This window comes from Paraburkholderia sp. BR10872, assembly GCF_040965835.1.
In the GTDB taxonomy this organism is placed as follows: Bacteria; Pseudomonadota; Gammaproteobacteria; order Burkholderiales; family Burkholderiaceae; genus Paraburkholderia; species Paraburkholderia nodosa_A.
Window position 1 is genome coordinate 37,663 of record NZ_JBFRCN010000014.1, and the last position, 21,651, is coordinate 59,313.

18 protein-coding genes are annotated in these 21,651 nt (G+C 65.7%); 7 read left to right on the forward strand and 11 right to left on the reverse strand.

All coding sequences use genetic code 11. From position 1 onward, the window contains the following. Positions 1-59: 59 nt before the first annotated feature. The 4 genes from AB4Y43_RS13655 to AB4Y43_RS13670 all read right to left on the reverse strand — a co-directional run bounded on the left by AB4Y43_RS13655 (position 60) and on the right by AB4Y43_RS13670 (position 7,121). A complete protein-coding gene (locus AB4Y43_RS13655) occupies positions 60-1,628 on the reverse strand; it encodes an efflux transporter outer membrane subunit (protein ID WP_368728006.1) in 1,569 nt (522 codons plus the stop codon). A 23-nt stretch (positions 1,629-1,651) separates the two neighbouring features. Further along, positions 1,652-4,837, reverse strand: a complete 3,186-nt coding sequence (locus AB4Y43_RS13660) for an efflux RND transporter permease subunit (RefSeq protein WP_368728007.1) — start codon at positions 4,835-4,837, stop codon at positions 1,652-1,654. Between the two features lie 103 nt (positions 4,838-4,940). After that, a complete protein-coding gene (locus tag AB4Y43_RS13665; RefSeq protein WP_069261684.1) occupies positions 4,941-6,158 on the reverse strand; it encodes an efflux RND transporter periplasmic adaptor subunit in 1,218 nt (405 codons plus the stop codon). 69 nt (positions 6,159-6,227) lie between these two features. Then, a complete protein-coding gene (locus AB4Y43_RS13670; RefSeq protein WP_083245001.1) occupies positions 6,228-7,121 on the reverse strand; it encodes an alpha/beta hydrolase in 894 nt (297 codons plus the stop codon). A 188-nt stretch (positions 7,122-7,309) separates the two neighbouring features. Here AB4Y43_RS13670 and AB4Y43_RS13675 point away from each other — a divergent pair, with 188 nt between their 5' ends. Continuing rightward, a complete protein-coding gene (locus AB4Y43_RS13675; protein WP_069261683.1) occupies positions 7,310-8,314 on the forward strand; it encodes a LysR family transcriptional regulator in 1,005 nt (334 codons plus the stop codon). A 198-nt stretch (positions 8,315-8,512) separates the two neighbouring features. Beyond that, the gene (locus AB4Y43_RS13680; protein ID WP_083245000.1) at positions 8,513-8,785 is read left to right on the forward strand and encodes a DUF4148 domain-containing protein; all 273 of its coding nucleotides are present in this window, start codon (positions 8,513-8,515) and stop codon (positions 8,783-8,785) included. A gap of 203 nt (positions 8,786-8,988) precedes the next feature. Here the strand turns inward: AB4Y43_RS13680 and AB4Y43_RS13685 are convergent, their stop codons facing one another. The 4 genes from AB4Y43_RS13685 to AB4Y43_RS13700 form a co-directional block, all read right to left on the reverse strand. Further along, entirely contained in the window at positions 8,989-9,894 is a 906-nt protein-coding gene (locus tag AB4Y43_RS13685; RefSeq protein WP_368728008.1) for a cation diffusion facilitator family transporter, read from the reverse strand. Between the two features lie 7 nt (positions 9,895-9,901). Next, entirely contained in the window at positions 9,902-10,969 is a 1,068-nt protein-coding gene (gene selD, locus AB4Y43_RS13690) for a selenide, water dikinase SelD (protein WP_368682509.1), read from the reverse strand. Between the two features lie 97 nt (positions 10,970-11,066). Further along, positions 11,067-11,849, reverse strand: a complete 783-nt coding sequence (locus tag AB4Y43_RS13695; RefSeq protein WP_368605462.1) for an alpha/beta fold hydrolase — start codon at positions 11,847-11,849, stop codon at positions 11,067-11,069. Then, complete coding sequence (locus AB4Y43_RS13700; protein ID WP_069261679.1) at positions 11,846-12,880, reverse strand: M14 family zinc carboxypeptidase; 1,035 nt, start codon at positions 12,878-12,880, stop codon at positions 11,846-11,848. Before AB4Y43_RS13700 ends, AB4Y43_RS13695 begins: the two co-directional genes overlap by 4 nt. Positions 12,881-13,239: 359 nt before the next feature. Here AB4Y43_RS13700 and phnC point away from each other — a divergent pair, with 359 nt between their 5' ends. The 3 genes from phnC to phnE are packed head-to-tail and all read left to right on the forward strand — an operon-like array spanning position 13,240 to position 16,002. Further along, complete coding sequence (gene phnC, locus AB4Y43_RS13705; RefSeq protein ID WP_069261678.1) at positions 13,240-14,067, forward strand: phosphonate ABC transporter ATP-binding protein; 828 nt, start codon at positions 13,240-13,242, stop codon at positions 14,065-14,067. Between the two features lie 58 nt (positions 14,068-14,125). Continuing rightward, positions 14,126-15,112 carry a phosphonate ABC transporter substrate-binding protein gene (gene phnD, locus AB4Y43_RS13710; protein WP_368728009.1) on the forward strand — a complete coding sequence of 329 codons (987 nt, stop codon included), beginning with the start codon at positions 14,126-14,128 and terminating at the stop codon, positions 15,110-15,112. Continuing rightward, positions 15,112-16,002 (forward strand): phosphonate ABC transporter, permease protein PhnE, encoded by an 891-nt coding sequence (gene phnE, locus AB4Y43_RS13715; RefSeq protein ID WP_342946762.1) that lies wholly within the window; start codon positions 15,112-15,114, stop codon positions 16,000-16,002. Before phnD ends, phnE begins: the two co-directional genes overlap by 1 nt. 98 nt (positions 16,003-16,100) lie before the next feature. Here the strand turns inward: phnE and AB4Y43_RS13720 are convergent, their stop codons facing one another. Next, on the reverse strand, positions 16,101-16,265 hold the full coding sequence (locus AB4Y43_RS13720) for a hypothetical protein (RefSeq protein ID WP_368728010.1): 165 nt from the start codon (positions 16,263-16,265) through the stop codon (positions 16,101-16,103). Continuing rightward, positions 16,262-17,899: a PLP-dependent aminotransferase family protein gene (locus AB4Y43_RS13725; RefSeq protein WP_368728011.1), complete on the reverse strand. Its 1,638-nt coding sequence runs from the start codon at positions 17,897-17,899 to the stop codon at positions 16,262-16,264. The genes AB4Y43_RS13720 and AB4Y43_RS13725 overlap by 4 nt, the downstream gene beginning before the upstream one ends. Positions 17,900-18,026: 127 nt before the next feature. Here AB4Y43_RS13725 and gabT point away from each other — a divergent pair, with 127 nt between their 5' ends. Continuing rightward, entirely contained in the window at positions 18,027-19,319 is a 1,293-nt protein-coding gene (gene gabT / locus AB4Y43_RS13730) for a 4-aminobutyrate--2-oxoglutarate transaminase (protein WP_368728012.1), read from the forward strand. Between the two features lie 115 nt (positions 19,320-19,434). Next, positions 19,435-20,886: an NADP-dependent succinate-semialdehyde dehydrogenase gene (gene gabD / locus AB4Y43_RS13735; RefSeq protein WP_368616631.1), complete on the forward strand. Its 1,452-nt coding sequence runs from the start codon at positions 19,435-19,437 to the stop codon at positions 20,884-20,886. A gap of 87 nt (positions 20,887-20,973) precedes the next feature. Here gabD and AB4Y43_RS13740 read toward each other — a convergent pair whose 3' ends face one another. Further along, on the reverse strand, positions 20,974-21,591 hold the full coding sequence (locus AB4Y43_RS13740; RefSeq protein WP_342946765.1) for a hypothetical protein: 618 nt from the start codon (positions 21,589-21,591) through the stop codon (positions 20,974-20,976). Positions 21,592-21,651 lie beyond the last annotated feature (60 nt).

Genomic DNA, 21,651 nt, shown 5'->3' on the forward strand with positions numbered 1-21,651 from the left:
CCTGCGATATGCACAGGCGGCGAGCGTTGCGGCTAGTTATGCGGGCTGTAAGGCGCGGCTTAGCGCGCCGCGAGCGGCGCCGGCGGAGGCGGCGTAGCGTCGCCGGGCTTCGCGTCGCCCCAGCCGCCGCCGAGCGCGCGGATCAGGTTGACCGTCGCCACGGCCTGCGAGCCCTGCAGATGGCTGGCCTGCAACTGCGACACGAGCACCGTCCGTTCGCTGTCGATCACGTTCAGATAGCTGACCTCGCCTTCCTCGTACTGCGTGCGCGAAAGCTGCGCCGACTGCCGCGAAGCGCTCACCGCGTCGTTCTGCTCGCGGATCTGGTCGTCGAGCAGGCGCAGGTCGGAGAGATTGTCCTCGACCTCGCGGAAGGCCACGAGCACCTGCTGGCGGTATTGCGCAACATCTTCTTCATACTTGCCGCGCGACTGGGCGAGATTCGCCTTGCGCCGGCCGCCGTCGAACAGCGGCAGCGTGAGCGCCGTACCCGCGAGCGGCCCGAGCAGGAACGCGCGGCTCGACCACATGAACAGGTCGCCGAGCGTGGCCGACTCGAAGCCCGCTGCACCCGTGATGTTGAGCTGCGGGAAGAACGCCGACTTCGCGAGCCCCACGCGTGCGTTCGCGGCCGCCATGGCGCGCTCGGCGGCGGCCACGTCGGGGCGGCGCTCCAGCAGCGTGGAGGGCAAACCCGGCGGCACCTGCACGACGACCGGTGCGAGCGGCGTTTCGGGGAACGTGAAGTCCGCGGGCGCCTTGCCGAGCAGGATCGCGAGGCTGTGCTCCGAAGCCGCGCGCTGACGTGCGACGCCCACCGCGTCGGCGCGTGCGCTCGCGAGTTCGTTGCGCGCCTGCGCCACGTCCAGCGCGCTGATGTCGCCTTCCTTGAAGCGGCGATCGACGAGCTTGAGCGCGTCTTCGCGCAGCGACACCGTGCGACGGTACAGATCGACATCGGAGTCGAACTGGCGCAGCTGGAAGTAGTTCTGCGCGACATCGGCCTGCAAGGCGAGCTGCACCGAGAGGAACAGGGCTTCGCTTTGCTGGGCGTCCGCCTGCGCCGCGTGAACGTTCGAACTCACACGGCCGAACAAGTCGACTTCATAGCTTGCCGTAGCCTGTGCGCGCCACAGCGTTTGAGCGGGCACATTGTAATTTTGCGGGTAATACAGCGAAGCCGGCGAGGCGCGCTGATACGTCGGGCCGAAGCCCGCATCGATCGACGGGAACCACGAGGCGCGCGCAGCCTGTGTCACGGCGCGCGCCTGCTGCACGCGCGCGGCCGCCGCCTTGAGGTCCTGGTTCGCTTCCAGCGCCTGCTGCTCGAGCTTGTCGAGTGTCGGGTCGCCGAACACCGTCCACCATTCGCCGCGATGGGTGCCGTCGGCGGGCTGCGCCGGCGTCCACGTGCCCACATCGTGCGGATTCGTGCTCTGCGTTTGCTGCGGCGCTTCCTTGTAGGCCGCGGGCACGGCAGCGTCGGGCACCTTGTAGGTCGGCTCGACCGAGCATGCCGCGAGCCAGGCAAAGAGCGCGACGCTCGCCGCGATTCGTGTGATACGCGCGAGATGCCCGCCTCCCGGCGCGGCATTCGCGCGATAGCGCAAGATGGATTCGTTAGTCATGTTGTTCATTTTCCCTTGTCGCCTTACGCGTCGACCATCGATTGCGGCTTGCGCGCATTGTCCTTCTGCGCGACGTGAATCTTGCCGCCCGCGAGTGTGCGCAGCACCACGTAGAACACCGGCGTCAGCAACAGGCCGAACGCGGTCACGCCGAGCATGCCGAAGAACACGGCCACGCCCATCGCGTGACGCATTTCCGAACCCGCGCCGCTGGAGAGCACGAGCGGCACCACGCCCATGATGAACGCGATGGACGTCATCAAGATCGGGCGCAGACGCAAGCGGCTCGCCTCGATGGCAGCGGTAAGCGGCGTGTGTCCGTCATGCTCCAGCTCGCGCGCAAACTCGACGATCAGAATCGCGTTCTTCGAAGCGAGTCCCACCAGCACCATCAGGCCGATCTGCGTGAAGATGTTGTTGTCGCCCTGCGTGAGCCACACGCCCGTTAGCGCACACAGCACGCTCATCGGCACGATCAGGATCACCGCGAGCGGCAGTGTCAGGCTCTCATAGAGCGCCGCCAGCACGAGGAACACGAGCAGCACGCTGATCGGGAACACCCAGATGCCCGCATTGCCCGCCAGCACCTGCTGGTAGGTGAGGTCGGTCCATTCGAACTTCACGCCGCGCGGCAGCACTTCAGCCGCAATGCGTTCCGCCGCCGCCTGTGCCTGGCCCGACGAATAACCGGGCGCCGGGCCGCCGTTGATGTCGGCCGCGGTGTAGCCGTTGTAGCGCACCACCATCTCGGGGCCGTACGTGGGCGTCACCGTGACGAGCGACGAGAGCGGCACCATCTCGCCCGCGGCGTTGCGCGTCTTCAGTTGCAGAATGTCGTCGGCGCGCTGGCGGAACGGCGCATCGGCCTGCACGCGCACCTGATACACGCGTCCGAAGCGGTTGAAGTCGTTCACGTAGAGCGAACCCAGATAGATCTGCATCGTGTCGAAGACGTCGGTGACCGGCACGCCGAGCTGCTTCGCCTTCGTGCGGTCGAGATCGACGTTCAGCTGCGGTACGTTGATCTGATAGTTCGTGAACGTCGGGCCCAGCTCCGGCGTTTGCGCCGCGCGCTTGACGAAGTCCTGGGTCGCGCGGTTGAGCGCCTCGTAGCCGAGCGCACCATGGTCCTCCAGCTGCAACTTGAAGCCGCCCAGCGTACCGAGGCCGAGCACCGGCGGCGGCGGGAACACGGCGATGAACGAATCCTTGATGCTGGCGTACTGCTGGTTCAGCGCACCCGCAATCGCACCGGCCGACAGCGCCTTGCCCTTGCGTTCCTTGAACGGCTTGAGCGTGACGAACACAATGCCCGCGCTCGAACTATTCGTGAAGCCGTTCACCGACAGGCCGGGGAACGCCACGGCGCTTTCCACGCCGGGCTGTTTGAGCGCAATGGCGCTCATGTCGCGAATCACGTTCTCGGTGCGGTCGAGCGCGGCGCCGTTGGGCAATTGCGCGAACGCGATCAGATACTCCTTGTCCTGCGCGGGCACGAAGCCGCCCGGCACGATACGCGCCATCAGCACCGTGGCGGCGATCAGCACCACGTAGACCGCGAGCATCGCGCCCTTGTGGCGCAGCACGCCGTTCACGCCGCGCCCATAGCTTTCCGAGCCGCGATGAAACACCCGGTTGAAGCGGCGGAAAAAGCCGCCCAGCACGAGGTTCATGCCACGCGTGAGCCAGTCTTCCTTCTCGCCGTGACCACGCAGCAGCAGCGCCGAAAGCGCGGGCGAAAGGGTGAGCGAGTTGAACGCCGAGATCACCGTGGAAATCGCGATGGTCATGGCGAACTGCTTGTAGAACTGGCCCGTGAGACCACTCATGAACGCGAGCGGCACGAACACGGCCACGAGCGTGAGCGCAATGGCGATGATCGGCCCGCTCACTTCCTGCATGGCCTTGTAGGTCGCATCGCGCGCGGATAACCCACTGGCGATATTGCGCTCCACGTTTTCGACGACCACGATCGCGTCGTCAACCACGATGCCGATGGCGAGCACCATCCCGAACAGCGATAGCGCGTTGATCGAGAACCCAAACGCAAGCAGCAAGGAGAACGTCCCGACGATCGACACTGGCACTGCGATCAACGGAATGATCGAGGCACGCCACGTTTGCAGGAACACGATCACCACGATCACCACGAGCGCGATCGCTTCGAGCAGCGTATGCACGACGGCTTCGATACTGGAGCGCACGAACTGCGTGGGGTCGTAGACAATCTTGTAATCCACGCCCGCGGGCATGTCCTGCTTGAGCTCCTTCATCGCCGCGCGCACCTGGTCCGAAATCGCGAGCGAGTTCGCCCCCGGCGCCTGGTTGATGGCGAGCGCTACGGCAGGCTTGTTGTCGAGCAGCGAACGCAGGCCATATTCGGAGGCCGCCAGTTCGATACGCGCGATATCGCGCAGGTACGTCACGCCGCCATCGGGATTCGTCTTGACGATGATGTTGCCGAACTCGCTTTCCGTGCGCAGACGGCCCTGGGCATTCACGTTGAGCTGGAACGGCGTGCCAGGCACGCTAGGCGAGGCGCCGATCACGCCGGCCGCCACCTGCACGTTCTGCTCGCGAATCGAGTTGACCACGTCGTTCGCGGTGAGATTGCGCTGTGCCACCTTCTGCGGATCGAGCCAGATGCGCATGGCGTAGTCGCCCGAGCCCCACAGCTGCACCTCGCCCACGCCCTGGATGTTCGAGAGTCGGTCCTTCACGTTGAGCAGCGCGTAGTTGCGCAGGTACGTCATGTCGTACCGGTTGTCCGGCGAGATCAGGTGCACCACCATCGTGAGCGTGGGCGAGCTCTTGATGGTCGTGATGCCGAGGCGCTGCACGTCTTCCGGCAGGCGCGGCAGCGCCTGGTTCACGCGGTTCTGCACGAGCTGCGTGGCCTTGTCCGGGTCGGTGCCGAGGCGAAACGTGACCGTGAGCGTGAGATTGCCGTCGCTATTGGCTTGCGACTGCATGTACAGCATGTTCTCGACGCCGTTGATCTGCTCTTCGAGCGGCGCGGCGACGGCCTCGGCGATCACCTTCGGGTTCGCACCCGGATACTGCGCGTGGACCACCACCGAAGGCGGCACGACCTCGGGATACTCGGAGATCGGCAACTGGAACAGCGCGATCACGCCGGCCAGCAGGATCAGCACGGACAGCACGCCCGCGAAGATCGGCCGGTCGATGAAGAATTTCGATATGTTCATGGGTTGCTCTTGTTCATGACGCTCAATTTGACGCGAATCTTGCTGCTTAGTCATCCTGACGGAAGCACAGGCGCAGGCCGCGATCGCCTACGCCCGCCGCTCGTCAGGACGTTTTCGCTGCCTTGGCGCCGGGGTTCGCTGCCGTGCTGGACGAATCGGCGTCGGGGTCGCCATTCATCGGCACCATGTGCGAGCGCACGGCTTCACCGGGGCGCACGCGCTGCGTGCCGTTCACCACCACGTGGTCGCCCGCCTTCAGGCCGCCCAGAATCACGCGCAGGTTGCCCTGCTGGCCGCCCGTTTGCACCGTGCGGTAGGCGATCTTGCCGCTGTTATCGACGACGTAAACAAACTTCTTGTCCTGGTCGGTGCCGATGGCGGCGTCGTCCACGAGCAGCGCCGGGTGCGGAGCGCTGCCGCTCACCTTGATGCGTGCGTAGAGCCCCGGCACCAGCGCGCCGTCGGCGTTGTCGAAGCGCGCGCGCACGCGGATGGTGCCCGACGTGGTGTCGAGACGGTTGTCCACCGACTCGATCGTGCCCGTGCGCGAATAGCCCGATTCGTTCGCCAGACCCAGTTCCACCGGCACCTTCGAGCCGTTCTTCATGTGGCTGATGTAGTCGAGATAGGTCTGCTCGTCGGCGTCGAATTCGGCGTAGATGGGCGAAACGGAAACGAGCGTCGTGAGCGGCGCGGCGCTTGCCCCTGCCGATACGACGTTGCCCACCGTGATCTCGGCGCGCGACACACGTCCGGCAACCGGCGCGACGATGCGCGTGTAACCCAGGTTGATCTGCGCGGCTTCGAGGGCGGCCTGCGCGGCCTTGAGATTCGCGTTCGCTTCGCGCGAGGCGTTCTGCTTCTCGTCGTAATCGCGCTTGGCGATGGCGTTATCGCCAATCAGACGCTGCGCGCGCTCCCAGTCGCTTTGCGCGTAGCCCGTGCGCGCCTGCGCGGCGGCAAGCTGCGCAGCGGCCTGATCGACGGCCGCCTGGTACGGGCGCGGGTCGATCACGAACAGGGTCTCGCCCTGCTTCACGAGCGCGCCGTCACGGAAGTTCACGGAGACGATCGTGCCGGAAACCTGCGGACGTATCTCCACTTTCTCGACGGCGGCCATGCGGCCCGAGTAGGTCTGCCAGTCGGTGATCGTGCGATTGAGCACGGGTGCGACGTCGACCTCGGGTGCGGGCGGCGCTTCAGCGGCAACGGCAGGGTGCGAGTCGAGGCGGATGGCACCGAGGGTGCCGAGGCCCGCGACCACCAGCACGCCAATGACCGCTAGCGCGATACGGGTTCGGGATTGCGAAAAAAGTGACATGTCGGACTCCAGAAATAATGGTTGATTGTTCTTCACTGGTTCGGCAGCACCGCCGCAAGGGTGCTTCGTCTATGACGCCCCCGCGTCGAAGCAACATTGGAAAAACCGTACGGCTTCGCTGAGCGCGGCCGGATGCGCCGCGAGATTCGCGTGCGAGACGCTCGGGTAGCGCACCACCTGGGTGCGCACGCCCGCGTCGATCAGGCGGCTCGCGTACTTCTCCGCTTCGATGTGCAGCACGTCGTTCTGTGCGGTCACGATGAGCGTGGGCGGCAAGCCGCCAAGACGCAGCGATTCGAGCGGCGCCGCGTACGGATGCATGCGCTGCGTCGCATCGGGCAGATACGCGCGATAACACGCCGCGCATTCGCTTGCGGTGATATCGGAGCCCAGGCGCGCCTCGTCGCCAAGACGCGTGAGGCTCGGATCGAGCATCGGCGCAAACAATGCCTGCGCCGCGAGTTTCACGTCGCCGCGATCGCGGCCCATGAAGGCGAGCACGTTGGCGATCTGGCCGCCCGCGTCGTGGCCCGCCGCGATCACGCGCTTCGGGTTGCCGCCGAACGCGCGGGCCCGCGTAAGCGCCCACAGCGCCGCGCGATGCGCATCTTCGGGGGCGGCGGGAAACGGGTGCCTGGGCGCGAGCGAATACCCGACGCTCACCACGAGCGCTGGTAAGCGTTCTGCGAGAAACCGCCCCACCGCATCCGCTTCCTCGATGGACCCGCGCACAAAGCCGCCGCCGTGGAAATACAGCAACACCGGCAGACCATTCGCGGCTTCGGGACGGTACAGCCGCAGCGGAATCTGCTGGGCGTAGCCTTCGATCGCCACGTCGGTCGTGAGCACCGCGCGCACCTTGCCAGGCTTGGCGGACGCGGTAGCAGGCAAGGCCGCGGGCACTTCGGCCAGCGGCGCTTCCTCCGCGGAGGTCCAAGACGTTGGGCGTTTAAAGACATCCATGTCAAATCGGCGCAATGCGCGAGAGTAGATTCGAATGAGGCGAATTGTGGGTTCGGCAGACTTGCAAATAAATGCCTATAATCCGGCAACACAATTCGGCGCACCTGAACAATCTGTCTCCTCTTTCTGCGCGGGCGTTAGTTTCGAACGCCGCGCGCCGTGCGACCGAAGCTTTTTGGAGAGTGGCAATGGACCGCCTTCAGGCCATGCAGGTGTTCACCCGCGTCGTCGATACCAACAGCTTCACGCGTGCTGCCGAAACGCTCGACATGCCGCGCGCGTCGGTCACGACGATCATTCAGAATCTCGAAGCGTTTCTCGGCGTGCGCCTCATGCACCGCACCACGCGCCGTCTGTCGCTCACGCCCGATGGCGCCGCGTACTACGAGCGCTGCGTGCGCATTCTCGCGGACGTCGAGGAAACGGAAACCACATTCCAGGATCGCAACCGCAAACCGCACGGCAAGCTGCGCATCGACATGCCCGGCTCGATCGGGCGGCTCATCGTGATTCCGTCGCTGTGCGAATTCCACGGGCGCTATCCGGACATCGACCTGCAACTCGGGCTATCCGATCGCCCCGTGGACTTGCTGCAGGAAGGCGTGGACTGCGTGGTGCGCGTGGGTGCGCTGCAGGATTCGTCGCTGGTCGCGCGGCGCATCGGCATTTTCGAAGGCGTGTCGTGCGCGGCGCCGTCGTATCTGGAGCGCCACGGCATGCCGCAGACGCTCGAAGAACTGGCCGAGCATCGCGCCGTGAATTACTTCTCGTCGCGTACGGGGCGCGTGATGGACTGGGCGTTTCTCGTCGACGGCAAGGAAGTGGAGGTCAAGCTCAAGAGCATGGTCTCGGTAAACGACGCGGACGCTTATGTGACCTGCGGCATCGAAGGCTTCGGCCTGATCCAGGGGCCGCGCTACATGGTGCTGCCGCACCTGAAGTCGGGTGCGCTCGTCGAGGTCCTGCCCGATTACAAGCCGCTGCCCATGCCGATTTCGGCCGTCTATCCGCACAGCCGCCATCTGTCACCCAAAGTGCGCGTGTTCGTGGACTGGATTGCCGAGGTGTTCGACCGCTGCCCACTGCTGAGCGGCCGCGCCTCGCTCGACAAGGCCTGCACGATGCGCACGCTCGAAGAGCGCGAAAACGCGCCAGCGCTCGAAACGCCTGTCATTTCGGAATGGGCCGCATAAGCTCAGCGGCGTAACGCCGTCGCGCTGCGCCAACCCTCGAAGCCGCGCCCGCAGAGGCTTTCGCGGGCGCGGCGCAGCGATTGTTCCGGATTTTCGACAATTGCTTTCGCGTTCCGGCCGTTTATCGCAAACGGCTGCGCAACTACATTTGCTCCTGTCGCCGCGACCCACGTGGCACCAGTACAAAAGGAGCAGATCATGAAACGCACTCTCGCAACTGCCATTGGCGCCACGCTCGTCCTCTCGCTCGCCGCAAGCGCCTCGGTCTTCGCCCAGGACAACAGCGCGCCGAAAACCCGCGCTGAAGTGAAGGCGGAAATTGCCGCCGCGTATCGCGACGGCACGCTGCCCTCGCTTAACAAGACGAGCTACCCCGAGCAAAGCCTGATCGGCCGCACGCAAGCGCAACGCATCGCGCTGCAGGAAAGCCGCGCGAACCGCGCCCAGCGCGTTGCGCAGGCGGGCGAATAAGCCCGCAAGACGCACCGGCATTTCGATTGCAAGACAAAAAACGTAGGAGTCCAATATGAATCCGACCGTACCTTCCGAACTCGAGCAGTGGGACAACACCACGCCCGTGTGGACGCCGTTTCGGCATTGAAGTGTGAGGCGCGCGTGAAGATGTGACTCATGCGCAAGGGCCCGGCGTTTTTTTCAACCGCCGGGCCCTTGCACTACCGGTTCACGAAATCCGGCTCGAAAAACACCCAGCGCACAAGAGGAAAGCGCGCCTGCAGCTCGGCTTCGATCTCGTTGATCGCCTCGACCATGGTGCGGCTGTGGTCGTACTCGAGCATTTCGCACTGCACCGCCACCATCACCTCCTTGCCCCATTGCAGGGTAATGAGGCTGATGATGCTTTGAATTTCGGGCCGCGCGCGCAGGAACGATTCGATATCGCGCCGCATTTCCGGGCCGGCCGATTCGCCGACGATCATCGACTTCACTTCACGCGCGATGAACCACGCAATCAGCATGAGCAAAATGCCCACGCCGATCGAGCCGCACGCATCCCATACCGGATTGCCCGTGATGACCGTGAGCAGCACGGCGGCGAACGCAATGGCGAGACCCGCCAGCGCCGCGATGTCTTCACCCGCCACGACGAGCAGGTCGGAATCGCGCGTTTCGCGCGCCCAGCGCCACAGCGATTTCGTGGGCGCGCCCTTGCGAATTTCACGCATCGCGCCATAAAGCGAAAACGCTTCGAGCACCACGGAAATGCCGAGCACGACGAGCGCCACATAGACGAATCGCAACGGCTCGCGCGCGATCAGCCGATGCACGCCCTCGTAGACCGAGAACGCGCCGCCCACGAAAAACAGCAGCAGCGCCACGAGCAGCGAATAGAAGTTGATCGCGCGGCCCGTGCCCATGGGATGCAGCGGCGTGGGCGGCTCGCGCGACTGGCGCAGGCCGAACAGCAAAAGCAGTTGATTGCCGCAGTCGGCCGTGGAGTGAATCGCCTCCGCGAACATCGATCCCGAGCCCGTGAACGCCGCGGCAGCGTACTTGCAGACCGCTATGCCGAAGTTCGCAGCGAGCGCGTAGAAGATGGCTTTAGGCGATTCTCCGCTCATACGGCCCTCACGCGACGTCCACGCGCGCCGGGCCTTCGCTCAGTTCGCCGATCACACGGGCGTCGCCAAAGCCTTCCGCGCGGAAGATCGCCAGCACGTCGTCCACGCTTTCCGGCGCGCAGGCCACGAGCAGGCCGCCCGAGGTTTGCGGGTCGGTGAGCAGCGTGCGCGCGCTTTCGGGCAGGCTGGGCGCGAGCGTGACGGCGTCGCCGTACGAGGCCCAGTTGCGGCCCGAGGCGCCCGTGTACACGCCGTCGTCGACGAACTTCTGCACGCCCGGCAGCCACGGCAGCTCGGCGTAGTGCACGCGCGCGGTGAGATTCGCGCCACGCGCGATTTCGAGCGTGTGGCCGAGCAGGCCGAAGCCCGTTACGTCGGTCATGGCGTGCACGCCCGGCAGTTCCGCGAGCGTTGCGCCCGGCTTGTTGAGCAGGGTCGCGGCGGCGACCATCGCCTTGTAGCCCGCGTCGCCGAGAATTTCCTTCTTGAGCGCGGCGGAAAGTACGCCCACGCCGAGCGGCTTGCCGAGCACGAGGACGTCGCCGGCTTTTGCCGATGCGTTGCGCTTCACGCGCGAGGGATGCACGACGCCGAGCGCCGCGAGGCCGTAAATGGGCTCCACGGAGTCGATCGAATGGCCGCCCGCCACGGGAATGCCCGCCGCCGCGCACACATCCTCGCCTCCGCGCAGCACCTGCGCGATCACATCGTGCGGCAGCACGTTGATCGGCATACCCACGAGTGCCAGCGCGAGGATCGGCTTGCCGCCCATGGCGTAGACGTCCGAAAGCGCATTGGTCGCGGCGATGCGGCCGAAGTCGTACGGATCGTCGACGATCGGCATGAAAAAGTCCGTCGTCGCGACGATGGCCTGCTCGTCGTTGAGCTTGTAGACGGCGGCGTCGTCGGCGGTCTCGGTGCCGACCAGCAGGTTCGGAAACGCGGTGGTGAGCGGGGTGCTGCGGGCGAGCAGCGCAGAAAGCACGCCCGGCGCGATCTTGCAGCCGCAGCCGCCGCCGTGCGAAAGGCTCGTGAGGCGCGGCACGGCGGCGCCAATGGCGGGTTTGTCGTTCATGTCTGGAAATCGTCCTGAAAGTGCCGGATGAGTTTTCGTATTATGGGGCAATCGCCGGACTGGCGATGCGGGCGGCGCGCACGCGCCGCGGCACCGCTCAGCCGCGCCCGGCGGCCTGGCCCGCCGCGTTCCCGGCGACGTCGCCCGCGTGGAGCGTATCGACGAGCCATTGCGGATCGTCGTGCGGCAGATCGTGCCCCGCCCAGGGATGCGCCACGTGCGGCGCGCCCCAGGCCCGCGCGAGCCGCGCGGAGCAAACGGGGTTCACAAGCCGGTCGCCGCGCGACGACACCACCAGCACCGCGCAGCGCGGCACGGCGCGCGCCTTGAAGCGTGCGGCGGCGGCGAGCTGGCGCAGCGCGTTCGCGCGGCTCACTTGGGCGCTTGCGCGGATCGCGCGCCACGTTTCGAGGTCGGCAGCGAGCGTGTCGCGGCGCGCACAGGTGAGCCCGTGGATCAGCGTCTCGGCAATGCCGCCGGTGTCGCCGCCATCCCAATGCTGCGCCACGCGCACGAGTGCGGCCCACGCCGACGGCCGCAAGCGCTCGTCTACGCGGCTGAACGGCCGCATGCTCGTGTTCACGAGCACGAGCCGCCCAATTTCGTCGGGGTAGCGCAGCGCCCACGCCGTCGCCACCATGCCGCCCAGCGACATCGCCAGCACGCGGTATGGCGGGCGCGCCCCGTACCGCAGCGCCTGGGCGCGCAGCGTGTCCACGTAGTCGTCCACCGCGAGCGGCGAGCGTTCGTGCACCGCCGTGCCGTTGCCCGGCAGGTCGATGGGCAGCACGCCGTCACGGGCCGCAAGCAGCGTGGCGAACGCGCCCCAGTGGCGCGATTCGCGCGTGAGGCCGCGCAGCAGGATCCACGGTTCGCTCATGTGCCCGGCTTGCGATACCAGTGCCCGATCGCGCTTTTCAGCACCTCATCGCGGATCACACCCTCGGGCAGCCAGCGCTGCGAGGAATACGCGGCGCGCGTGAGGAACTCGAACAGATTCGCGTGGCGCCGCAACACACGCGCGGTGCGATGCTGCAAGAGCGGATTGAACATGCCCTGGCGCGAAAAGATCTGACGCGGGTTCTTCTTGATCCACAACCACGAGCCCAATTCGAGCGTGAGCGGCAGGAAGATGTTGCTGTCGGGCGCCCGATCGTATGCGCAATCCCACAAGTCGCCGTGCAGCAAATACTGGTGACTCTGCGGCTCGAAGGTGTAGCCGTGATGCGGATGCGCGCGCTCGAACATCGTCTTGAGTACGTACATTTCGGGCAGATGGCGGATGAGACGGCGCGTACGTGCGTATGGAAACCAGATGCTGTCGGTCCAGCCGTAACCGGAATGGCAGTCGAGCGCGAAGGAAAGCGGGCGCCGCGTGAGTTCTTCGTCGACGATCTTCAGGAGCGCCTGCGCCTCGATCTCCATGGCCGCGCCGCGCCGCCCCCGATACCACGGCAGCCACGAGCCGACGCGCTGGCCGCCCGCAAGAAAGGGCACGCGCTCGTCGGCGTCCTGCGGCGCGTTGCGCATGAGGTCGACGCCGTTCGGATTTGCACGCGTGGCGAGCCACATGCCGCCGGGATTGAGAATCGGCGCGAAGACGATGCGCACGGACTCGAGTTGGCGCAGGAGCAGTTCGTCCCAGGCAAGACGCCCCACGAGCGCGCGCATGTAGTCGAGCACGAGCTGCGAGCCAATGCGCTCGAGCCCATGGATGCCCCCGAAAAAACCAATGCCGGGCGCGGCCGGATCGCGCGAGCCGATGGCCGCCACGTAGAGAGGAAACGTGCGGCCGCGCACCTCGACTTCGCCCTCGCTGCGAATGTCGAGCCAGCGTGCGCCGGCATCGAGGATCATCTTGAGATCCTCGTATTCCTCGAAGCTATCGGGTAGGAAGCTCAGTGCCTGCATATGGCGCCGGGTTTCGTCGCTTGTTTGGATGGGGCCGCCTAGGTGGGGCCGCCCAGGTCGCGCCGCCGCGTGCGGCCGCTTTGTCTACAACTGCCTTCCGAGTGCCACCTCTGTCGACAATGAGTCAGCAATAAGTCAGGAAAACCAGGGACAGCACGTACGTTGCCCACCAATATAGCCGCTTCCCATGATATTGAGCATGACAGATGTTTGGCGTCATGTGGCTGTCACATCTCTCGCGATTTTTTCGCGGCCAGAAGGCCGCAAGACATGTAGTCGTCTAGACGTCGCGACACCTTCACTCAACCGTCACAGTCCCTTCCTAGAATGAGCCCTCGACTACACAGCGACGGATTGTTATGGACGCCATACGCATCGAACGCCTCTCGAAAAGCTTCGACAGCGGCCGCAAGGCACTCGACGAAATCAACCTGCGCGTAGGCGTTGGCGAAATGGTCGCGCTGATCGGCGCATCGGGCTCGGGCAAATCGACCCTGCTCCGCCATATTGCGGGCTTCACGGCTTCCGACCCGCAGCCTTCGCGCATCGAGATTCTTGGTCGTCCTATTCAGCAGGACGGCCGCATCGTGCGCGAAGTGCGCCGCATTCGCCGCGACATCGGCTTCGTGTTTCAGCAGTTCAATCTCGTGCATCGCCTCACGGTCGAAACGAATGTGCTGATCGGCGCGCTGTCGCGGCTGCCGTTGTGGCGACGCCTCACGGGCCGCTTTCCGCGCGCCGAACGCGAGCTGATGCTGGCCGCGCTCGGCGAGGTCGGCATCGCGCACAAGGCCGCCGAGCGCGCTTCGAACCTCTCGGGCGGCCAGCAGCAGCGCGCGGCGCTCGCCCGCGCACTCGTGCAGCGCGCGCGCCTGATTCTCGCCGACGAACCCATCGCCTCGCTCGACCCCGCATCGTCGCGCCGCGTGATGGACATGATGCGCATGCTCAATCGCGATCACGGCTTGACGGTGGTCGTCTCGCTGCATCAGGTGGATATCGCCATGGAGTACTGCCCGCGCACCATCGCGCTGCGCGACGGGCGCGTGGTGTACGACGGCGCATCGTCGGCGCTCACGCCCGCGCTGCTGCAACAGCTTTATGGCAACGCCGCGCGCGAGTTGCTCGAACCCGATGCTGCGCCGTCCGCGGCAACGTGCTTCGGCGCGCAGCCTCGCGCGGCCTGATCACGCAACCCAACCCTTTTCCAACCCGCAACGTTTTTACTCACCACGGACCGCCCCAATGAACCTGTTCCGCTCCATGCTCTCCTGGTGCGCCGCCGGCGCCGTCGCGTTTGCCTCGCTCGGCAGCGCGGCCGCTCACGCGGAAGATCTCAGCTTCGGCATCATCTCGACCGACTCGTCGGCGGTGCTCAAGCAACGCTGGCAACCGTTCATCGACGACCTGAACAAGCAGACCGGCCTGCATGTGAATGCGTTCTTTGCTACGGACTACTCGGGCATCATCGAAGCCATGCGCTTCAACAAGGTGCAGATCGGCTACTTCGGCAACGCTTCGGCCATGGAAGCCGTGGACCGCTCGAATGGCGAGATCTTCGCGAAGGTGCTCTACGCGAACGGCGATGCCGGCTACAAGTCGGTGCTCATCACCAACGTGAACAGCCGTGTGAAGTCGATCGACGATGTGTTCAAGAATACGAAGGATCTGACGCTCGGCTGGGGCGACCCCAATTCGACTTCGGGCACGCTGATTCCGGGCTATTACCTCTTCGCGAAGCACGGCGTTTCGGTGAACGCGACGAACTTCAAGACCGTGCTGCCTTCGAGCCACGAAGCGAACCTGCTCGCCGTGGTGAACAACAAGGTGGACATCGCCACCAACAACACCATCGAGCTTTCCACGCTGCAACAGAAGCACCCGGACCGCTTTGCCCAGGTGCGCGTGCTGTGGACCTCGCCGCTCATTCCGTCCGATCCGCTCGTGTTTCGCAAGGATCTGCCTGAGGCCACCAAGCAGAAGCTGCGCGACTTCTTCTACCACTACGCCAAGACCGATCCGCGCGAGCAGAAGATCATGGCCGATATCACCGGCTACGCAGGCTTCGCGCCCGCCACCGACGCGCAGCTCCTGCCGATCCGCCAGGTCGCGCTGTTCCAGCAGAAAGAGAAGATCGCCGCCGACACGCATCTCTCCGACGACGACCGCAAGAGCCAGATCGCGGCCATCGACGCGAAGATCGGCGCGCTCGCCGCACCTGCGAAGCAGTAATGGGCGCGATGGATTTCGACAGCTCACGCGCCGTGCCGCAGGCAGAAGTCGCAAGGCCCGCTGCCGGGCCGGCGGCGACGCCGAACGTCGCCGCCGCGCCGCAAGCGGCCGCCCTGGCGGCGCGCGGCCTCACAGGCAAGCGCAGCTGGTCCTCGCTCGCGCTTTGGGCCATCGTGTTCGTGCTCCTCGGCGTGGCGTGGCGCGGCGCCGACATGCGCCCGCTCGACCTCTTCTCCGACTCAGCGAATATGAGCACGTTCGCGCGCGGCTTCTTCCCGCCGGACTTTACGGAATGGCGCACGTATGCCCAGGAGATGTGGGTCACGATCGCGGTGGCGCTGTGGGGCACGGCACTCGCCATCGTCTGCGCAGTGCCGTTCGGGCTCATGTCGGCGCACAATCTCGCGCCCGCGTGGGTGCTGCATCCCGTGCGCCGTTTGATGGACGCGTGCCGCGCCATCAACGAGATGGTGTTCGCGATGCTCTTCATCGTAGCCGTGGGCCTCGGGCCGTTCGCCGGTGTGCTCGCCTTGTGGGTGCACACGACAGGCGTGCTCGCGAAGCTCTTTGCGGAAGCGGTGGAAGCCATCGACCCACGCCCCGTGGAAGGCGTGCGCGCGACGGGCGCCTCGCCGCTCGACGAGATCGTCTACGGCGTGCTGCCCCAGGTCATGCCGCTGTGGATCTCGTATGCGCTCTACCGCTTCGAGTCGAATGTGCGCTCGGCGATGGTGGTGGGCATGGTGGGCGCGGGCGGCATCGGCGTCGTGCTGTATGAGGAAATCCGCTCGTTCGATTATCAGCAGACCAGCGCCGTGCTCATCATGGTGATCGTCGTGGTCACGGCCATCGATCTGATCTCCGCAAGACTGCGTGCGCGCGTGATCTGACGCGCTCCCTCGAAAGCCGCGCGAGCCGAATAGAAACACAACGACGGCTCGTGCGGCTTTTCCCTATTTCTGGCGGCCATACGCGTACGCTGGAATAATCACACGATTGCGGCCTCGACGACCCGCGCTTCGCCGTGCTGATCGGCTGGCTCTTCATGAACGAGAAGCTCACGGCGCGCCGCATGGTGGCTCGCGCTCGTGACTTGCGGGGCGGTGCTGATCCGGCTGTGATTGGCCTGCGCCGCAGCGACCGCTTCGCTCATACGAACGCGGGCAACGTCGTATCGATCGCCTCGGCGAGCGTGTCGAACGCCGGTGCAATCTCCTCGTCGGGCACGCAGGCGTAGCCGATCAGCAAGCCCGAATTCGCACGCTCGCGCGACGAGTAATACCCCGAAAGCGGCCGCACGACGATATTGCGCGCGAGCGCGGCTTCGGCCACGGCGCGGTCGTCGCTGCCTTCGGGCAACTGCATCACGACGTGCAGGCCCGCGTCGCCGCCCATCGCGGGCAACGCGTCGCCGTAGCGGCGCGCAACGGCGTCCAGCAGCACCTGGCGGCGCTGGCCGTAAAGCGCGCGCATCTTGCGGATGTGCGAGGTGAAATGGCCTTCGGCGATGAACTCTGCGAGCACAGCCTGCTGCAGCAATTGCCCCTCGCGATACAGCTCGGCGCTCGCGGTCGCGAAGCTTTCCGCCAGCGCTTCCGGCGCGACGAGATAACCCACGCGCAGGCCCGGAAACAGCGTCTTGCCGAAGCTGCCCACGTAGATCACCTGCCCCGCCGTATCGAGCCCCTGCAACGACGCAAGCGGACGGCTGCCGTAACGGAACTCGCTGTCGTAGTCATCCTCGATGATCCAGCACTGATGCTGGCGCGCGTACTCGAGCAACATGCGCCGGCGTGCGAGGCTCATCACCATGCCGAGCGGGTACTGGTGCGAAGGCGTGACGAGCATGAGCCGCGGCGGCGGCGCGGCGAAGTCGCCCGCCGACGGGTTGAGCCCTTCGCTGTCCACGGCGATCGGCCGCGTGTTGAGGCCCGAGACATGCAGCACGCTGCGTACGCCCCAGTAGCACGGGTCTTCGGTCCAGATGGTGTCGCCGGGATCGGAGAGCAGACGCACGGCCAGGTCGATGGACTGATGAATACCCGTCGTGATGATGATCTGCTCCGGCGAGCAGCGCACCGAGCGCGAAGTGCGCAGGTAGTCGGCCAGTACGTGGCGAAGCAGCGCGAGGCCGCCGCCGGGTGCGTAGGTCAGCAGGTCCGGGCGCAGACTGCGCCAGTACTTGTTGTGCAGACGCGTCCATACGCGCGCCGGGAAGCGGGAGACATCGGGCACGCCGGGCATGAACGCGCCGCCCTGGCGCTTCGAGACGCCCGCGCTGGTAATCAGGCGCGTGCCGCGTGCCGAGAGGGCGCGCGCCGTGGACCGTTGCGTCTGAGTGGCGGCTTCCATTCCGCTTGTCGACGCGGCTCCGGGCGCCGCCGCGGCAAGCGCGTCCGCGCCCTTTGCGCTCTGGCTGTTAGTTGCGACTTTCCCCGCAGGTAGCGCGGCTCCTGAAGCGCCTCCATTTGTCCGCGTCTGCATGGAGCCAATTTCAGTCGCCCCCACGATTTCGTCGGGTGACGTGTCCGCCACGAAGGTGCCGCGCCCAGTCGCCGATGTGACATAGCCTTCGAGCACCAATTGTTCGTAGACCTGCGTCACGGTATTGCGTGCAATTCCCAGCTCGGCCGCCAGCAGCCGCGACGACGGCACCCGCGCCCCGGCCGGCAGTTCGCGCGAGAGGATCGCCTGCTGCAGCAGCTTGTGCAGTTGCCGGTACACCGGCTGGGCGCTTCCGCGGTCGAGCCGTTGCGCCAGCCAATCGGACAGAACACTCGCACGCATCGAAATTGGCTCCTAAAGATTGCACTGAATGGCTCTGAAATTTAGAGCCAAACGTGAGTATAGTCGCGACATGGACTGCTTGCCGGTCCGCCAACCAACTTCAGAACTGACACCGATTCCACAGGAGATGAACGTGAGCAAGAACGCCGATCTGCAAAGCCGCAAGAACGCCATTACCCCGCGCGGCGTGGGCGTGATGTGCGACTTCTACGCCGAGCGCGCCGAAAACGCCGAGCTGTGGGACGTGGAAGGCCGCCGCTTCATCGACTTTGCCGCCGGTATCGCCGTGTGCAACACGGGCCACCGCCATCCGAAGATCGTCGCCGCCATCAAGGCGCAGCTCGACCAGTTCACGCACACGGCCTACCAGATCGTGCCGTACGAGTCGTACGTCTCGCTGGCCGAAAAGGTCGCCCAGCGCGCGCCGGGCAGCTTCGCCAAGAAGGCCGCCTTCTTCACGACCGGCGCCGAAGCCGTCGAAAACGCCGTCAAGATCGCACGTGCCCATACGGGCCGTCCGGGCGTGATCGCCTTCGCGGGCGGCTTCCACGGCCGCACGATGATGGGCATGGCGCTCACGGGCAAGGTCGCCCCTTACAAGCTCGCGTTCGGCCCGTTCCCGGCCGACGTGTACCACGCCCCCTACCCGAACTCGGTCCACGGCATCAGCGCGGCCGACTCGCTCAAGCACATCGAGATGCTGTTCAAGGCCGACATCGATCCGAAGCGCGTCGCCGCGATCATCTTCGAACCGGTGCAGGGCGAAGGGGGCTTCTATCAGGCGCCGGCCGATTTCGTGCGCGGGCTGCGCAAGATCTGCGACACGCACGGCATCCTGCTGATCGCCGACGAAGTGCAAACGGGCTTCGCGCGCACCGGCAAGCTTTTCGCGATGGAACACTACGACGTCACGCCGGACCTCATGACGATCGCCAAGAGCCTGGCAGGCGGCATGCCCCTCTCGGGCGTGGTGGGCCGCGCGGAAGTGATGGACGCGGCGGCGCCTGGCGGCCTCGGCGGCACGTACGCGGGCAACCCGCTGGCTGTGGCATCGGCGCACGCGGTGATCGAGATCATCGAAGAGGAAAAGCTCTGCGAGCGCGCGACGAAACTCGGCGACAAGCTCAAGGCCAGACTCAACGCGATGAAGGCCGACGTGCCGCAGATCGCCGACGTGCGCGGCCCCGGCGCGATGAACGCCGTTGAGTTCTGCAAGCCGGGCACGAGCGAAGCCGACGCCGACTTCACGAAGCGCGTGCAAACGGCAGCCCTGAATCGCGGTCTGCTGCTGCTCGTGTGCGGTGTGTATTCGAACGTCGTGCGCTTCCTGTTCCCGCTGACGATCCAGGACGCCGTGTTCGACGAAGCGCTCGCGATCCTCGAAGAGTCGGTCAAGGAAGCCGTGGGCGTGCCGGCGTAAGCCTCGGCCACATGCTGGCCCGCGAGCAGCGGGCCATCCGCGAAACGGCACACCGGCGCTTGCCGCTGTGCCGTTCGTCGTTCTAAATGAATCGAAGTCAGTCCGGAGTGCAAGCATGAATCTGAAAGACGCATCGCTGCTGCAAACCAGCGCCTTTATCAACGGCGAATGGCAAGGCGCCGAAGACGGCGCTACGTTCGAAGTCAAGAACCCCGCCACCGGCGCGGTGATCGGCACGGTGCCGCGCATGGGCGCCGCCGAAACGCGCCGCGCGATTTCCGCCGCGAACGCCGCATGGCCCGCATGGCGCTCGAAGACCGCGAAGGAGCGCAGTGTCATCCTGCGCAAATGGCACGACCTGATGATGGAAAATGCCGACGACCTCGCGCTCATCCTCACCACGGAACAAGGCAAGCCGCTCGCCGAGGCGAAGGGCGAGATCGGCTATGCCGCGTCGTTCCTCGAATGGTTCGCGGAGGAAGGCAAGCGTATTTATGGCGACACGATCCCCACGCCCGCCAACGACAAGCGCATCGTCGTGACGAAGGAACCCGTGGGCGTGTGCGCCGCGATCACGCCGTGGAATTTCCCCGCCGCGATGATCACCCGCAAGGTCGGCCCCGCGCTCGCGGCAGGCTGCCCGATCGTGCTCAAGCCCGCCGAAGCCACGCCGTTCTCGGCACTCGCGCTCGCTGTGCTGGCCGAGCGTGCGGGCGTCCCGCGCGGCGTGTTCAGCGTCGTGACGGGCGACCCGAAGGCGATCGGCGGCGAGCTCACGAGCAACCCGACCGTGCGCAAGCTCTCCTTCACGGGCTCGACGCCGGTTGGCCGCCTGCTCATGAGCCAGTGCGCCTCGACGGTCAAGAAGGTCTCGCTGGAACTGGGCGGCAACGCGCCGTTCATCGTGTTCGAAGACGCCGATCTCGATGCGGCCGTCGCCGGCGCCATCGCCTCGAAGTATCGCAACAGCGGCCAGACCTGCGTATGCACGAACCGCTTCTACGTGCACGACGCCGTGTACGACGCGTTCGCGGCCAAGCTGCGCGACTCGGTGGAAAAGCTCAAGGTCGGCCTCGGCACGGAGGCCGGCGTGACGCAAGGCCCGCTCATCAACGAAGCGGCCGTGCTGAAGGTGGAATCGCATATCGAAGATGCGCTCGCGAAAGGCGCTCAGGTGACCACGGGCGGCAAACGCCACGCACTCGGCCACGGCTTTTTCGAGCCGACCATCCTCACCGGCGTCACGCCCGCGATGAAGGTCGCGCGCGACGAAACCTTCGGGCCGCTCGCACCGCTGTTCCGCTTCTCGTCCGATGAAGAAGTGATCAGGATGGCGAACGATACCGAATTCGGTCTCGCCGCTTACTTCTATAGCCGCGACATCGGCCGCGTGTGGCGCGTGGCCGAAGCGCTCGAATACGGCATGGTGGGCATCAACACCGGCCTGATCTCGAATGAAGTCGCGCCGTTTGGCGGCGTGAAGCAGTCAGGCCTCGGCCGCGAAGGCTCGCACTACGGCGTGGACGACTACGTGGTGATCAAGTACATGTGCATGGCAGGCATGTAACGACCAGCGAAAACGGGCGCCTTCCGAGGCGCCCGTTCGGATCGCAAAAGGAAGCCGGCGCCGCAATGCGCCGGCTTTTTTACGTGCTTACTGCGTGGCGGCAACCGGCGTTACCTGCGTCGCATAAGCGGAAACGAACACGGCGTGAACCGTGTCGCCGACCTTCAGGGTCTTGAGGTCGATATCGGGGGTGGCTTGCAGCGTGACGGTCTGATAAGCGCCGCGCAGCGTCACTTCGCGCTTCTTCGCGTTGATGTGCTGCACCGTGGCCTGGACTTCAACCTGGCGCGCGGCGTCGTAGCCCGACGACGCGGGCAGATAGACATTCGTATCCACACGCTTGCGAATACCCTTGTCCTTTCCCGTTGCTTTGTCGGCCGTCATGAGGAGCGCGTTCTTGTAGAGCGCGTCGACAGTGTCGCCCACGTGGAGCTGGTCGAAGTTGCTGACCTGCGGGCTAAGCGCGATATCGACGTCATTGCCGCGCGGCCCGCGCAACGTGACGACGCGCGCAGCGCGATCGATGCCGACGATCTTCGCGTGGATATGCACCGGCTCCGCGTTGGCAATCGCTTGCTGCGCCGCGCTGGCGAGCGCGCTTTGCCCCTGCGGCGCCGAAGCCGCCGCGTCGTTTTGCGCAAACGCCCCCTGCGAGAGGCCAACGCCCACCACCCATGCCGCCGCCAGAATCGCTGCCTTCGTCATTCACATTCTCCTCGTCAAACGGGTTTGAAATGATTGCCGTATTCGCATCGGCGTGTGGTG

Excerpts from the sequence above, each read along its gene's own strand:
- AB4Y43_RS13680 (WP_083245000.1), top strand. The coding sequence starts at position 8,513 with ATGAAACGCACTCTCGCAACTGCCATTGGCGCCACGCTCGTCCTCTCG.
- AB4Y43_RS13670 (WP_083245001.1), bottom strand. The coding sequence starts at position 7,121 with ATGGATGTCTTTAAACGCCCAACGTCTTGGACCTCCGCGGAGGAAGCG.
- AB4Y43_RS13695 (WP_368605462.1), bottom strand. The coding sequence starts at position 11,849 with ATGAGCGAACCGTGGATCCTGCTGCGCGGCCTCACGCGCGAATCGCGC.
- gabD (WP_368616631.1), top strand. The coding sequence starts at position 19,435 with ATGAATCTGAAAGACGCATCGCTGCTGCAAACCAGCGCCTTTATCAAC.
- AB4Y43_RS13740 (WP_342946765.1), bottom strand. The coding sequence starts at position 21,591 with ATGACGAAGGCAGCGATTCTGGCGGCGGCATGGGTGGTGGGCGTTGGC.
- phnE (WP_342946762.1), top strand. The coding sequence starts at position 15,112 with ATGGGCGCGATGGATTTCGACAGCTCACGCGCCGTGCCGCAGGCAGAA.
- AB4Y43_RS13685 (WP_368728008.1), bottom strand. The coding sequence starts at position 9,894 with ATGAGCGGAGAATCGCCTAAAGCCATCTTCTACGCGCTCGCTGCGAAC.
- phnC (WP_069261678.1), top strand. The coding sequence starts at position 13,240 with ATGGACGCCATACGCATCGAACGCCTCTCGAAAAGCTTCGACAGCGGC.
- AB4Y43_RS13665 (WP_069261684.1), bottom strand. The coding sequence starts at position 6,158 with ATGTCACTTTTTTCGCAATCCCGAACCCGTATCGCGCTAGCGGTCATT.
- AB4Y43_RS13675 (WP_069261683.1), top strand. The coding sequence starts at position 7,310 with ATGGACCGCCTTCAGGCCATGCAGGTGTTCACCCGCGTCGTCGATACC.
- AB4Y43_RS13725 (WP_368728011.1), bottom strand. The coding sequence starts at position 17,899 with ATGCGTGCGAGTGTTCTGTCCGATTGGCTGGCGCAACGGCTCGACCGC.
- selD (WP_368682509.1), bottom strand. The coding sequence starts at position 10,969 with ATGAACGACAAACCCGCCATTGGCGCCGCCGTGCCGCGCCTCACGAGC.
- AB4Y43_RS13700 (WP_069261679.1), bottom strand. The coding sequence starts at position 12,880 with ATGCAGGCACTGAGCTTCCTACCCGATAGCTTCGAGGAATACGAGGAT.
- AB4Y43_RS13720 (WP_368728010.1), bottom strand. The coding sequence starts at position 16,265 with ATGAGCGAAGCGGTCGCTGCGGCGCAGGCCAATCACAGCCGGATCAGC.
- AB4Y43_RS13655 (WP_368728006.1), bottom strand. The coding sequence starts at position 1,628 with ATGACTAACGAATCCATCTTGCGCTATCGCGCGAATGCCGCGCCGGGA.
- gabT (WP_368728012.1), top strand. The coding sequence starts at position 18,027 with ATGAACGTGAGCAAGAACGCCGATCTGCAAAGCCGCAAGAACGCCATT.
- phnD (WP_368728009.1), top strand. The coding sequence starts at position 14,126 with ATGAACCTGTTCCGCTCCATGCTCTCCTGGTGCGCCGCCGGCGCCGTC.
- AB4Y43_RS13660 (WP_368728007.1), bottom strand. The coding sequence starts at position 4,837 with ATGAACATATCGAAATTCTTCATCGACCGGCCGATCTTCGCGGGCGTG.